General features: G+C 57.6%; 11 protein-coding genes. 3 read left to right on the forward strand and 8 right to left on the reverse strand.

Annotation, left to right across the window (positions count from 1 at the left end):
* Positions 1-67 precede the first annotated feature (67 nt).
* Positions 68-1396 carry an IS4 family transposase gene (locus IB212_RS05365; RefSeq protein WP_409033779.1) on the forward strand — a complete coding sequence of 443 codons (1329 nt, stop codon included), beginning with the start codon at positions 68-70 and terminating at the stop codon, positions 1394-1396.
* 94 nt (positions 1397-1490) lie between these two features.
* On the opposite strand, the gene ybaL is transcribed toward IB212_RS05365, so the two are convergent.
* Both ybaL and IB212_RS05375 read right to left on the reverse strand, forming a co-directional pair.
* Positions 1491-3167, reverse strand: coding sequence for a YbaL family putative K(+) efflux transporter (gene ybaL / locus IB212_RS05370; RefSeq protein ID WP_041911052.1), 1677 nt, complete (start codon positions 3165-3167; stop codon positions 1491-1493).
* Positions 3168-3399: 232 nt separating this feature from the next.
* Positions 3400-4608: an MFS transporter gene (locus IB212_RS05375; protein ID WP_028012201.1), complete on the reverse strand. Its 1209-nt coding sequence runs from the start codon at positions 4606-4608 to the stop codon at positions 3400-3402.
* A gap of 164 nt (positions 4609-4772) precedes the next feature.
* Between IB212_RS05375 and ushA the strand changes: the two genes are divergently transcribed.
* Complete coding sequence (ushA, locus tag IB212_RS05380; protein ID WP_041911051.1) at positions 4773-6425, forward strand: bifunctional UDP-sugar hydrolase/5'-nucleotidase UshA; 1653 nt, start codon at positions 4773-4775, stop codon at positions 6423-6425.
* Between the two features lie 118 nt (positions 6426-6543).
* Here ushA and ybaK read toward each other — a convergent pair whose 3' ends face one another.
* The 3 genes from ybaK to copA all read right to left on the reverse strand — a co-directional run bounded on the left by ybaK (position 6544) and on the right by copA (position 10565).
* On the reverse strand, positions 6544-7023 hold the full coding sequence (gene ybaK / locus IB212_RS05385; protein ID WP_008499307.1) for a Cys-tRNA(Pro)/Cys-tRNA(Cys) deacylase YbaK: 480 nt from the start codon (positions 7021-7023) through the stop codon (positions 6544-6546).
* Positions 7024-7221: 198 nt separating this feature from the next.
* Entirely contained in the window at positions 7222-8016 is a 795-nt protein-coding gene (locus IB212_RS05390; RefSeq protein ID WP_041911050.1) for a TraB/GumN family protein, read from the reverse strand.
* A 50-nt stretch (positions 8017-8066) separates the two neighbouring features.
* On the reverse strand, positions 8067-10565 hold the full coding sequence (gene copA / locus IB212_RS05395; RefSeq protein WP_041911049.1) for a copper-exporting P-type ATPase CopA: 2499 nt from the start codon (positions 10563-10565) through the stop codon (positions 8067-8069).
* 108 nt (positions 10566-10673) lie between these two features.
* Here copA and cueR point away from each other — a divergent pair, with 108 nt between their 5' ends.
* Positions 10674-11084, forward strand: coding sequence for a Cu(I)-responsive transcriptional regulator (gene cueR / locus IB212_RS05400; protein WP_028012206.1), 411 nt, complete (start codon positions 10674-10676; stop codon positions 11082-11084).
* On the opposite strand, the gene IB212_RS05405 is transcribed toward cueR, so the two are convergent.
* The 3 genes from IB212_RS05405 to IB212_RS05415 all read right to left on the reverse strand — a co-directional run bounded on the left by IB212_RS05405 (position 11081) and on the right by IB212_RS05415 (position 13412).
* On the reverse strand, positions 11081-11533 hold the full coding sequence (locus tag IB212_RS05405; RefSeq protein WP_028012207.1) for an NfeD family protein: 453 nt from the start codon (positions 11531-11533) through the stop codon (positions 11081-11083). The two genes, cueR and IB212_RS05405, sit on opposite strands and share 4 nt — an antisense overlap.
* Complete coding sequence (locus IB212_RS05410; RefSeq protein ID WP_008499312.1) at positions 11530-12444, reverse strand: SPFH domain-containing protein; 915 nt, start codon at positions 12442-12444, stop codon at positions 11530-11532. Before IB212_RS05410 ends, IB212_RS05405 begins: the two co-directional genes overlap by 4 nt.
* A gap of 110 nt (positions 12445-12554) precedes the next feature.
* On the reverse strand, positions 12555-13412 hold the full coding sequence (locus tag IB212_RS05415; protein WP_041911048.1) for a hypothetical protein: 858 nt from the start codon (positions 13410-13412) through the stop codon (positions 12555-12557).
* Between the last annotated feature and the right edge of the window lie 96 nt (positions 13413-13508).

Raw genomic sequence — 13508 nt, forward strand, 5'->3', positions numbered from 1 at the left:
GGATCGGTTGACCGATCCAGTGGCTGTGTAAGAATCCGGAAATGTTTACCCGTTTCCGGATTTTTTTATGCACATTGGACAGGCTCTTGATCTGGTATCACGTTACGATTCTCTGCGTAACCCTCTGACTTCTCTGGGCGACTATCTTGACCCGGAACTGATTTCCCGCTGCCTTGAAGAATCCGGCACCGTCACGTTACGCAAACGGCGCCTTCCTCTGGAAATGATGGTCTGGTGCATTATCGGTATGGCCCTTGAGCGTAAGGAGCCGGTTCATCAGATAGTTAACCGGCTGGATATCATGTTACCCGGCAACCGTCCGTTCGTTGCCCCCAGTGCCGTGATCCAGGCCCGTCAGCGGCTGGGAAGCGAAGCCATCCGCCGCGTGTTCACGCAAACAGCGCAGCTCTGGCATAACGCCACACCGCATCCGCACTGGTGCGGCCTGACACTGCTGGCCATCGATGGTGTGTTCTGGCGCACACCGGATACGCCGGAAAACGATAGCGCCTTTCCCCGCCAGACGCATGGCGGAAACCCGGCACTCTACCCGCAGGTAAAAATGGTCTGCCAGATGGAACTGACCAGCCATCTGTTGACGGCAGCGGCCTTCGGCACGATGAAAAACAGCGAAAATGAGCTCGCGGAGCAACTGATAGAGCAGACCGGCGATAACACCCTGACGTTAATGGATAAAGGCTATTACTCGCTGGGGCTGCTGAATGCGTGGAGCCAGGCGGGAGAACACCGTCACTGGATGCTCCCGCTCAGAAAGGGAGCACAGTATGAAGAGGTCAGAAAGCTGGGTAAAGGCGACTATCTGGTGAAGCTGAAAACCAGCCCACAGGCACGAAAAAAATGGCCGGGTCTGGGAGATGAGATGACAGCCCGCCTGCTGACCGTAACGCGCAAAGGGAAAACCAGCCATCTGCTGACGTCGATGACGGACGCCATGCGCTATCCCGGAGGAGAAATGGCAGACCTGTACAGCCATCGCTGGGAAATAGAGCTGGGGTACAGGGAGATAAAACAAACGATGCAACTGAGCAGGCTGACGCTGAGGAGTAAAAAGCCGGAGCTTGTGGAGCAGGAGTTATGGGGCGTGTTACTGGCGTATAATCTGGTGCGATATCAGATGATTAAAATGGCGGGCCATCTGAAAGGATACTGGCCGAATCAGCTGAGCTTCTCAGAATCATGCGGCATGGTCATGAGAATGCTGATGACGCTGCAGGGCGCTTCACCAGGGCGTATCCCGGAGCTGATGCGTGATCTTGAAAGCATGGCGCAACTGGTAAAGTTGCCGACAAGAAGGGAAAGGGCCTTCCCGAGGGTGGTAAAGGAAAGGCCCTGGAGATACCCCACAGCCCCGAAAAAAAGCCAGTCAGTTGCTTAACTGACTGGCATTACAACCTGTGGTTGCCGTTTTTAGTATTTGTTCCCTCTCCCTGTGGAGAGGGCCAGGGTGAGGGCATCAGGCCGCAGCAAACTTACCCCGTAACCGCCTCTTCAACTGGCGGCTTCGTCAGCAGCGTCAGCATGGTGTTCGCAATCTCACGCTCGCCCATCACCACCTGATTCGCGCCGCGCTCGGTAATGTACTCCACCTCGTCGTCATAGTGCGCTCGGGCAATGATCTCAATACCGGGGCACTTCTCACGCGCGGAGGCCACAATCTCACCCGCTTCATAACCGTTTGGAATGGTCAGCAGCAGCCAGCGGGCGCAGTCCAGATGCGCCAGCTCCATGATCTCTTCGTTCGCCGCATTGCCCAGCACCGCACGAATCCCGCGCTCGCGAAGCTCATCCACGCGGGTGCGTGACGTCTCAATCACCACCAGCGGGATCCCCTGCGCCATCAGCTTCTCGCCGAGCAGGCTGCCGACGCGGCCAAAGCCCACCAGCAGGGCGTGATTACAAATATCCACCGGGATCTGCTTCTCTTCTTCCGTTGCCTCTTCCAGCGTCTGCTCTTCGAGGGTTTCGGTCTTCTCGAGGTATTTTTCCAGCAGGGCAAACAATACCGGGTTTAGCATGATGGAGAGGATTGCCCCCGCCAGCACCAGATTTTGCCCCGCCTGTGGCAGCAGGTTTAGGGCCATGCCCAGACCGGCCAGAATAAAGGCGAACTCGCCAATCTGCGCCAGGCTGGCGGCAATGGTCAGCGCCGTGCGCGGGGAGTGGCCGAACATTCGCACCAGGAAGAAAGCCGCGAGCGACTTACCAAAAATAATGATCGCCAGCGTGCCCAGCACGGCCAGCGGCTGCTGGATCAGCACCAGCGGATCGAACAGCATCCCGACGGAGACGAAGAACAACACGGCAAACGCATCGCGCAGCGGCAGGGTATCGTGCGCCGCGCGGTGGCTCAGCTCGGACTCGTTCAGCACCATCCCGGCGAAGAACGCCCCCAGGGCAAAGGAGACATCAAACAGCTCAACGGCGCCAAAGGCGATGCCCAGCGCCAGCGCAAGGACGGAGAGCGTAAACAGCTCGCGGGAGCCGGTCGCCGCGCTGCGGGACATGATCCACGGCACCAGACGGCGGCCCACCAGCATCATGATGGCGATAAAGGCCACCACCTTACCGATGGTGATGCTCATATCCAGCGCCAGCGAGGCGAAGCCGATGTTCTCTTTTTCCATCATCCCGGCGACGGCAGGCAGCAGCACCAGCGTCAACACCATCACCAGATCTTCTACAATCAGCCAGCCAATCGCGATTTGCCCGCGCTGGCTGTCTATCAACTGCCTCTCTTCAAGCGCGCGCAGCAGCACCACGGTACTGGCGGTGGAGAGGCACAGCCCAAAGACGATGCCGGTCATCAGCGACCAGCCCAGCACTGCCGAAAGCGCCATGCCCAGCAGCGTCGCCACCCCTATCTGGGCGATCGCTCCGGGTATGGCGATCGACTTTACCGCCATCAGGTCCTTCAGCGAAAAATGCAGACCGACGCCAAACATCAGCAGGATCACGCCCAGTTCCGCCAGCTCTGGCGCCAGTTTGGTATCCGCCACGAAGCCTGGCGTGAAAGGCCCCGCCAGTACACCCGCTAACAAATAGCCGACAAGAGGAGAAATACGCAGCTTATTGGCAATCATGCCAAGGATAAAAGCGAGCACAAGTCCACCAACAATGGTGGTAATAAGCGGTGTGGCGTGGTGCATTCCGTCTCCTTTCGTGGTGAGTGTTCCATTTTTGGCGTGAATACCAAAAAGCCAGGTAATAGTTTATGACAATTTTTGCCCTTATGTTTATGAATAATTGTTGAAGTTTGAATAAAACGGCAATATGCGATTAAAAAGGCGCATATTGATAAATTCAGAGTGGGGATGAAGAGGAAACCCTTATCGCATAAGGGGGGAGGGTAGCCAAAGCATAACTTTAGCTACCCGTAAATCACGCTTTATGACGATTATCAGGCAGGAATATGGTCAACATCCCAAGAAGCGGCAGGAAAGCGCAAATTTTGTAAACCAGGAAGATGCTGGTGTGATCCGCAACCATCCCTAATACGGCTGCGCCAAGGCCGCCCATCCCAAAGGCGAAACCGAAAAAGAGCCCGGAAACCATACCTATACGGCCCGGCAGCAGCTCCTGAGCATAGACCAGGATGGCGGAAAACGCGGAGGCGAGGATAAAACCGATTATCACGGTTAAAATCCCGGTCCATTCCAGACTTGCGTACGGCAAAATAAGGGTAAACGGCGCCACCCCGAGGATAGAGCCCCAAATGACATATTTACGGCCAATTTTATCCCCCACCGGCCCGCCAATGACCGTTCCTGCGGCCACCGCGAAGAGGAAAGCAAACAGGTGAAACTGCGCGTTTTGTACCGATAATCCGAATTTTTGCATTAGATAAAAGGTGTAATAGCTGCTAATGCTCGCCATATAGAAGTATTTGGAGAAAATCAGCACCAGCAGCACGGAAACCGCAAGAATGACCTTATTACGAGGCAGGGGATTGATAACCTTCGCTTTAGGTTTCCCCTTGTTCACGCGATGCTGGGCGGCGTACCAGCGGCTGATTTGTGCCAGCACGACAATGGCGAGCAGGGCGGCCAGCACAAACCAGGCCACATTGCCTTTGCCATACGGGGCGATAATCACCGCCGCCAGCAGCGGGCCGAGGGAGCTACCGAAGTTGCCCCCTACCTGGAAGAGTGACTGCGCCAGCCCGTGACGGCCACCGGAGGCCATACGCGCCACGCGGGACGATTCCGGATGGAAGACGGACGAGCCGGTTCCCACCAGCGCGGCGGCGAGCAGAACCGCTTCAAAACTGCCTGCCATGGCCAGCAGCACCAGCCCGCTTAAGGTAAAGCACATGCCTATCGGCAGCGACCACGGCATCGGGTATTTATCCGTCCAGTAACCCACCACCGGCTGCAGCAGCGACGAGGCCAGCTGGAAGGTCAGGGTGATCATCCCGATCTGTACGAAGGTTAACGAAAACTCGGACTGCAGCAGCGGGTAGATCGCCAGAATCAACGACTGGATCATGTCGTTGAGCAGGTGCGAGAGGCTGATTGCGCCTAAAACTTTAAAAGAGGTGCGCGACGCCGGCGCGCCCGGAGCGGGCTGGGTTGATTCACTGATTGCCATAAATACCACGTCAATTTGTTATTAGAGATGCAGGGAGTAATTATTATCCGACTAACATACTCGTCCGTGACATTTGAAGAAAGTCGCAATTCTGAAAACTTATTTGTCTATTCTTGTTAGTCACTGTAATTTTTGCCTTTGTCTATTGGTCAGGGAGAGAGAAGATGAAGTTAATGAAGCGGGGCGTCGCGCTGGCGCTTATTGCCGCATGGGGCCTGGCAAGCCTGCCCGCGCAGGCGTATGAAAAAGATAAAACCTATAAAATCACCATTCTGCATACCAACGATCATCACGGTCATTTCTGGCGCAGTGAATACGGCGAGTATGGTCTGTCGGCGCAAAAAACGCTGGTGGACGGCATTCGCAAAGAGGTGGCGGCCCAGGGCGGCAGCGTGCTGTTGCTCTCAGGCGGGGATATTAATACCGGCGTGCCGGAATCGGATTTACAGGATGCTGAACCCGATTTCCGCGGCATGAATTTAATCGGTTACGACGCGATGGCCGTCGGCAACCACGAGTTTGATAATCCGCTGAGCGTGCTGCGCCAGCAGGAGAAATGGTCCAAATTCCCGTTCCTCTCCGCCAATATTTACCAGAAAAGCACCGGCGAACGTCTGTTTAAACCGTGGGCGCTGTTTAAGCGTCAGGGTCTCAAAATTGCGGTCATCGGCTTAACCACCGACGATACGGCAAAAATCGGTAACCCTGAGTTCTTCACCGATATCGAATTCCGCAAACCGGCAGACGAAGCGAAGCTGGTGATTCAGGAGCTGCAGCAGAACGAAAAGCCGGACGTGATTATCGCCACTACCCACATGGGACACTACGATAACGGCGAGCACGGCTCCAATGCGCCCGGCGACGTGGAGATGGCGCGCAGCCTGCCAGCGGGCTCGCTGGCGATGATTGTGGGCGGTCACTCGCAGGATCCGGTGTGCATGGCGTCGGAGAACAAAAAGCAGGTGGACTACGTGCCGGGCACGCCGTGTGCGCCAGATCGTCAGAACGGGATCTGGATTGTGCAGGCCCACGAGTGGGGTAAATACGTGGGGCGGGCGGACTTTGAGTTTCGTAACGGTGAGATGAAGCTGGTGCGCTATCAGCTCATCCCGGTGAACCTGAAGAAGAAAGTCACCTACCCGGACGGGAAAAGCGAGCGCGTACTTTACACGCCAGAGATTGCTGAAAACCAGCAGATGCTCTCCCTGCTGACGCCGTTCCAGAACAAAGGCAAGGCGCAGCTGGAGGTGAAAATCGGCACGCTGAACGGTCGTCTGGAAGGGGACCGCAGTAAAGTCCGCTTCGTGCAGACCAACATGGGCCATCTGGTGCTGGCGGCGCAGATGGCGCGCACGAATGCGGACTTCGGCGTGATGAGCGGCGGCGGCATTCGTGACTCCATCGAAGGCGGAAACATCACCTATAAAGACGTGCTGAAGGTGCAGCCGTTCGGCAACGTGGTGGTGTATGCGGATATGAGCGGGAGAGAGGTCGTTGACTACTTGACCGCCGTGGCGCAGATGAAGCCGGACTCGGGTGCCTATCCGCAGTTTGCCAACGTCAGCTTTGTGGCGAAGGACGGCAAGCTCAACGATCTGAAAATCAAAGGCGAGCCGGTCGATCCGGCGAAAACCTACCGTCTGGCGACGTTAAGCTTTAACGCCACCGGCGGCGACGGCTATCCGCACATCGATAATAAACCGGGCTACGTAAACACCGGTTTTATTGATGCGGAAGTGCTGAAGCAGTACATCGAGCAGAATTCGCCGATTGACGTGAATGCCTATGAGCCGAAAGGTGAGGTGAGCTGGCAGTAGTGTTGTGCGGCCTGATGTCCTCACTCCAACCCTCTCCCACCGGGAGAGGGCGCGAACACAAAAAACGGTAACGCCTGTTACCGTTTTGCTTTTACCTCGTAGCCGCCACCCGGCTTTTTTACTCCCGGCGGGCAATATCCGCAAACTTCGCATCCAGCATTTTCGCCAGATCGCCCGCGGCCAGTTCAATATCCAGCCCGCGTTTACCGCCCGAAATATAGATCGTCTCAAATTCCTGCGAAGGCGCATCGATCAGCGTCGGCAGGCGTTTTTTCTGTCCGAGCGGGCTGATCCCGCCCACCAGATAGCCCGTGGTGCGTTGCGCAACCATCGGGTCCGCCATATCGACCTTTTTCGCCCCCAGCGCTTTCGCTACCTTTTTGAGATCGAGCTGTCCGGCAACGGGCGTTACCGCCACGGCGAGGTGCTTCATATCGCCATTCACCGCGACCAGCAGCGTTTTATAGACCTGGTCAGCGTTCAGCCCCAGCTTGCGCACCACTTCATCACCAAAGTTGGTTTCGTTCGGATCGTGATCGTAGGTATGGATCCGGAAAGAAATATTGTTTTTTTCGAGTAATTTAACGGCGGGAGTCATAGCTATCCTTCTTACGACAGACAATTCATGCAGCCAGCATACGCCTGACGTTTGTCTAAAAAATAGCACCATCTTGCGCAATAGTGTTGGCAGTGATGGTCACTTTGAGCGACAATCGGCTCAGCCGAAGGTCACTTCGGTATAATAAAAACGATGAAATTCCTCTTTGACGGGCCAATAGAGATATTGGCCATTTTTTTATTTCAACAGCGACGGCAAATTCCCTTCGCCGTATAAATGCAGCGCCCCGACCGCGACCACGTACTCCCCCGCAGGTAAAGCATGCAGCGTCTCTCGCCAGGCTTTGTTGCGCGCATTCATCAGCACATCATAAAGCGATTCACTGAACGTCGACGGTAGCGCCAGCTTACCGTCCGCGGGCGGCGCATCCAGCCACCAGCCAATCATGGTTTGCAGCAGACGCGCGTTGGTGTGCCAGTGGGTCAGGGTATCATTCAGCAGCATCAGACCGTCGTCAGGAAGCTGGCGCAGGAGCGCAATCTGGCTGTCCGTCCCTTCAAGCTCGATGATGGGCATACGGCGCGCCCGCGCCACGTTCAGCAGCTGGTAATCAATGCCGTAGTCACCGCGCAGGCCCAGACGCTGCGCCTGCGTGGCCTGCAGCACCATTGCAATTTGCCACAGCGGCAGGGTGTCAATCATGGAGAGCGACACGCCGGTTTCTGCCGCCACGCGCCTCAGCTCCGCGAGCTGGTCGTCGTTCAGGCGCTCCGCCAGCGGGAGATCGCTTTCAAGCCCGGCAAACGGCGACTCGTGGCCGGAAATGTCCGCCTCGACGACCAGCGCGTCGGCGCGCTTCAGGCGTTTTATCAGACCGGATGGCAGAGGAGACATTCCCTGCGTGCCCATATGGATGCTGCCGACCAGGTGCAGGTGTTGCCCGCCAGGAAGCGAAATATCCAGGCCGGGCCAGGCATAGCGGCGGGGGAAGAGGGCGCGAAACGATGCTTTTATACGATTAAACAGACTCATACGCGCTCCATGACCGGAAAGGGTCATGCTAGCGCGTACGAGAACAAGGTTCAATCCTTCGGTTTAAACCGCAGCAGACGGTTGGCATTGCTCACCACGGTAATGGAGGAGAGTGCCATCGCCGCACCCGCAACCACCGGGTTCAGCAGGGTGCCGGTCAGCGGCCACAAAATGCCGGCAGCAACCGGAATACCGAGCGAGTTATAGACGAACGCCCCGAGCAGGTTCTGCTTCATGTTGCGCAACGTAGCTTTCGAAATGGCCAGGGCGTCGGCCACGCCCATCAGGCTGTGGCGCATCAGCGTGATGGCCGCGGTTTCGATGGCGACATCGCTCCCGCCCCCCATGGCTATCCCTACGTCCGCCTGGGCCAGCGCCGGGGCGTCGTTGATGCCGTCGCCCACCATCGCCACCTGGCGACCCTGGCTTTGCAGGTTCTTGATGGCATCCGCTTTGCCGTCCGGCAGCACGCCCGCAATCACCTCATCAATACCGGCCTCTTTTGCGATGGCGTTGGCGGTGGTCGGGTTATCCCCGGTCAGCATCACCAGGCGATAGCCCGCGCGGTGCAGGCGCTGTAAGGCATCCACGCTGTCCTGGCGAAGCGGATCGCGCACGGCCAGCAGCGCGGCGGCTTTGCCATCCACCGCCAGCAGAACCAGGGTGGCGCCCCGAGACGCCTGTGCTTTCAGCTCTTCTTCCAGCGCGGACGTATCAACACCGTTTTCATTCAGCAGCGCCTGGTTACCCAGCAGCAGCGCGTGGCCGTCGGCTTCACCGCTGACGCCAAGCCCGCGCAGGGTACGGAAATTGCTGACCTGCGGCAGGGCTGCATTGCCCGCTTTGTCGAGAATGGCGCGGGCCAGCGGGTGGCTGGAACCTTGCTCCAGCGCGGCGGCAAGGCGCAGCGCATCCTCTTGCGCAATGCCTGCGGTGCTCACGGCCACTACCTGCGGTTTGCCTTCGGTCAGCGTACCGGTTTTATCAAAGACAATCGTATCCAGGGTGCTCGCCCGCTGCAGGGCATCCGCATCACGGACCAGCACGCCAAACTCGGCGGCACGGCCCACGCCGGAGATAATCGACATCGGCGTCGCCAGGCCAAGAGCGCACGGACAGGCGATGATCAGCACCGTGGTGGCGATGACCAGGGTGTAGACAATCTGCGGTGCCGGGCCGAAGAAATACCAGATCGCCGCGCTCAGCAGAGCAATGCCGATCACTACCGGCACAAAAATGGCCGAGATTTTGTCAGCAAGCTGGCCAATCTCCGGCTTGCTGCTCTGGGCCTGGCGGACCATGCGGATAATACGCGACAGCGTGGTGTGGCTACCGACGGCACTGGCGCGGAACAGCACGCTGCCGTCCTGCACTACCGTACCGGCATGAACCGCATCGCCCTGTGATTTTTGCTGGGGGATCGGCTCCCCGGTCAACATCGCTTCATCCAGCCAGGCGTCGCCCTGATTGATTTCACCGTCGACGGGCACCCGGTCGCCGGTGGTCAGGCGCAGCGTCATGCCCGGCTGTACCTCAGCCAGCGGGACGCTTTTTTCCCCATCGTCCGTGACCACGCGGGCCGTCGGCGGGGTTAAATCGAGCAAGCGTTCCAGCGCTTTCGAGGAGCGCTGACGAGCGCGCGCTTCCAGCATGTGGCCCAGGTTAATCAGGCCGATAATCATGGCGCTGGCTTCATAATAGAGATGGCGGGCTTCCATCGGGAACCACTGGGGCCAGACGTTCACGCTCATGGAGTAAAGCCACGCCGCGCCGGTACCGAGCGCAACCAGCGTATCCATCGTCGCCGTGCGGTTTTTCAGGCTCTTCCAGGCGCTGGTATAAAAATGCCCACCCGCAAAGACCATGACCGCAAGGGTAACTAAACCAATCACCAGCCACAGCGTGCGGTTGTCTGCGGTGACCATCATGTTGTCACCCATCATGCCCCACACCATCACCGGAATACCGACCAGCAGGGCGACGATCGCCTGCCAGCGGAAGCGCTTCATGGTGGCAATAGCCGTTTCCTGCTGGCGTTCGCGGCGCTCGGCATCATCTTCGATGGCCTCCGCCCCGTAGCCCGCTTTTTCCACGGCCTGCACTAAATCTGCGGCGGAGGCACTGCCCATCACCAGCGCAGTACGCTCCGCAAGGTTGACCCGTGCCTGTGCGACGCCCGGTACCGCCTGCAGGGCGTTCTGCACGCGGGAGACGCAGCTGGCGCAGCTCATGCCGTTGATCAGCAGCTGTTGGCTGTCATCAATATCATCCGCTGCCGGAAGCTCAGGAGTGGCCGCTGTCAGTGCTTCCGACGGGGATGATGACTCTGCCAGCGGGTTAGCCTTTGGGTGGCTTAACTCCGCCCCATAACCGGCCTGTTTAATAGTATCAATCAGCGCGTCCGCGCTGGCGCTGCCGGTCACGGCGGCATGGTCGATAGTCACTTCAGCGCTTTCAACGTCAGGACGCTGTTCCAGGCTTTCTTTAACGCGTTTGACGCAGTGGCCGCAGGAGAGGCCGTCCAGCGTCAGGTCGATAGTGTGAGACATAACAAAACTCCCGTATAATATATTGGTCAGTTGTTGACCGGAGTAACGCTTTTCGCTAACTGTTATGAAGGTTAAACCTTCCATCAAGGGGAAGGTCAAGGGGGAAATGTGAATATCAGTGACGTGGCAAAAAAAACCGGCTTAACCAGCAAGGCGATCCGCTTTTATGAAGAGAAGGGGCTGGTAACGCCACCGCTGCGCAGTGAAAACGGCTACCGCAGCTACACGCAGCTGCATCTCGATGAGCTGACGCTGCTGCGCCAGGCAAGACAGGTGGGGTTTAACCTGGAAGAGTGCGGCGAGCTGGTTAACCTGTTTAACGATCCGAAGCGCCACAGCGCGGACGTGAAAAAACGCACGCTGGAAAAAGTGGCGGAGATCGAGCGCCACATCATCGAGCTACAGGCGATGCGCGAACAGCTGCTGCAGCTGGCGGAATCCTGTCCGGGTGATGACAGCGCCGACTGCCCGATTATTGATAATCTTGCCGGCTGCTGCCATCGCAAAACCCACGTCTAGCAGGCTTTTACCCGCAGCGTAATCCCTTCCACCGCAATGACCTCAACCTGCGTTCCGGCGCTGAGGTCGTCGTCGGCCACCACCGGCCACGAGCTGTCGCCCACGCGCATGTGCCCGCGCCCGTTCACCAGCGCGGCGTCAAGCGTAAAGCGCTTGCCGACAATCTGCTGTCCGCGCTGGTTGAGATGCGCGTCCAGCGGTTTCTGCTCTTTGACCTGACGGTTAAGCCAGCGCCACCACAGCCAGGCGGCAACCAGCGTCAGCACGGCAAACAGCGCGCCCTGCCACGCCCAGCCCAGAGGAAGGATCCAGACCAGCAGGCCCGTAATGACAGCGGCAACACCGCTCCAGAGCAGGTAGCCGTTGCCGCCAAGCATCTCCGCCGCCAGCAATAAGCCACCGAGGCTTAGCCAGAAGGCATGAGGATGTGCAACGATGAGCTCAATCATTTTTTACGCTCGTTTCCGCTGTCTTTGATCAGTTCGGCGATCCCTGCGATAGAGCCCATCAGGCTGCTGGCGTCCAGGGGCATCATCACCACTTTGCTGTTGTTCGCGGAGCCGATCTCTTTCAGCGCATCGGTATATTTTTGCGCCACGAAGTAGTTCACGGCCTGGATATCACCGGCGGCAATCGCCTCGGAGACCATCTGTGTCGCACGGGCTTCCGCTTCTGCGGAACGTTCACGCGCTTCCGCCTGTAAGAACGCGGACTGACGGTCGCCTTCGGCTTTCAGGATCTGCGACTGTTTTTCCCCTTCCGCTTTGAGGATCTCCGCCTGACGGACCCCTTCGGCTTCCAGAATATAGGCACGCTTGGTACGCTCGGCCTTCATCTGCGCGTTCATGGAGGCGATCAGCTCTGCCGGTGGGCGCACGTCGCGGATCTCAATACGGGTGACTTTGATCCCCCACGGGTTCGTTGCCTCGTCAACAATGTGCAGCAGGCGGGTATTGATGCTGTCGCGCTGGGAGAGCATTTCGTCCAGCTCCATCGAGCCGAGCACGGTACGGATATTGGTCATCGTCAGGTTGACGATCGCCAGCTCCAGGTTGCTCACCTCATAGGCCGCTTTCGGCGCATCAATCACCTGAATAAAGCAGACGGCATCAATGGTAACGTTGGCGTTATCTTTGGAGATCACTTCCTGAGAGGGGATATCCAGCACCTGCTCCATCATGTTGATTTTGCGGCCAATCCGGTCCATGAACGGAACAATCAGGCTCAGGCCGGGCTGCAGCGTGTTGGTATAGCGGCCGAAGCGCTCGACGGTCCACTGGTAACCCTGAGGGACAATTTTGACACCTGCGCCCACGATAACCAGCGCAACGAATATAAGGACGGGAACAACGATGAGCATAAAAACCTCCTGTTTTGCATGCTTTGATGAGAAAAAGCGCGTGTTTGCTATTCGTAAGTATATCGGCTAATGGGCTAAAATTCGCCCCGTCCGACGGGCGGGGCAGAGCGTTAGTGATAGCTGTAGGTAAAGTCAGCGATCAGCGCATCGTCACCCGCATCGGCGATGGCTTTCGACAGGCCGTGATAGAAGGTCTCCAGCCCAATCTCTTCGACCTGGCGCAGCTGCTCGCGGATCGGCGCGCAGAACAGTTCCGCATTGCCCGCGCCCACGCGCTTGTTGTTCGGCGGAAGCTGACCGGTGATCCCTTTAAACCAGGTGCGTACCGCGCCCTTCAGAGAGGTGGGTGCGTCGTTGACGGCGTCGTGTCCCGTCAGAATTTGAAGCGTCGGGAACTGGTCTGCACAGACTGCCGTTTTCATACGCGCATAAAACTGGCTGAAGAGTTCGAAAGACTGCAGATCGGTGACTTTGGGTTTGGTCGTTTTGCCCTGAACGTTGCCTGTCTTTTTCGCCGCGGGCTGCGCGGGCGCCAGCTTATTGAGCTGCAGATCGAACAGCAGGTTCGCGTGTTCGCGTCGTTTGCTTACGTCCGGGAAGCGTTCGATAAACGCGCGGATAAATTCCGGCGTCATCAGGTCCGCAAAATCATGGTTGACCAGCCACTGGCCGCGGGCAAACTCACCGGGAGACTGGAACCAGGCCGGAACCTTGCCCGGCTCGAACTCTTTGACATTCCCTCTGCCGTCGATTTCAACGAAGCGAGTGCCGTTATCAAACGCAAAGCGGCAATTCTTCAGCTGAATGACCGGCTTCATCTTCAGCAGGCCCTTAACGAACCGGACAAGCTCTCCCCCGAACACATAAGCCGTAACGGATTCTGAAGCAATGGCGGCAAGAAGCTGATCGATGGTTTTCACGCCGGGTTCAAGTTCAGAGAACTCATAAAAAGTGTGAATATTAGACATTCTTGTACTTCCTTATTGTGTTGCGGGCAGAGCTTAACACCACTTTAACGAATGTTCTAAACCAGGGATACGGAAGTGTCGCTAAGGTCACGGCGT

This window comes from Enterobacter sp. E12 (assembly GCF_014596715.2).
Classification (GTDB): domain Bacteria; phylum Pseudomonadota; class Gammaproteobacteria; order Enterobacterales; family Enterobacteriaceae; genus Enterobacter; species Enterobacter bugandensis.

Excerpts from the sequence above, each read along its gene's own strand:
- IB212_RS05365 (WP_409033779.1), top strand. The coding sequence starts at position 68 with ATGCACATTGGACAGGCTCTTGATCTGGTATCACGTTACGATTCTCTG.
- ybaL (WP_041911052.1), bottom strand. The coding sequence starts at position 3,167 with ATGCACCACGCCACACCGCTTATTACCACCATTGTTGGTGGACTTGTG.
- IB212_RS05375 (WP_028012201.1), bottom strand. The coding sequence starts at position 4,608 with ATGGCAATCAGTGAATCAACCCAGCCCGCTCCGGGCGCGCCGGCGTCG.
- ushA (WP_041911051.1), top strand. The coding sequence starts at position 4,773 with ATGAAGTTAATGAAGCGGGGCGTCGCGCTGGCGCTTATTGCCGCATGG.
- ybaK (WP_008499307.1), bottom strand. The coding sequence starts at position 7,023 with ATGACTCCCGCCGTTAAATTACTCGAAAAAAACAATATTTCTTTCCGG.
- IB212_RS05390 (WP_041911050.1), bottom strand. The coding sequence starts at position 8,016 with ATGAGTCTGTTTAATCGTATAAAAGCATCGTTTCGCGCCCTCTTCCCC.
- copA (WP_041911049.1), bottom strand. The coding sequence starts at position 10,565 with ATGTCTCACACTATCGACCTGACGCTGGACGGCCTCTCCTGCGGCCAC.
- IB212_RS05405 (WP_028012207.1), bottom strand. The coding sequence starts at position 11,533 with ATGATTGAGCTCATCGTTGCACATCCTCATGCCTTCTGGCTAAGCCTC.
- IB212_RS05410 (WP_008499312.1), bottom strand. The coding sequence starts at position 12,444 with ATGCTCATCGTTGTTCCCGTCCTTATATTCGTTGCGCTGGTTATCGTG.
- IB212_RS05415 (WP_041911048.1), bottom strand. The coding sequence starts at position 13,412 with ATGTCTAATATTCACACTTTTTATGAGTTCTCTGAACTTGAACCCGGC.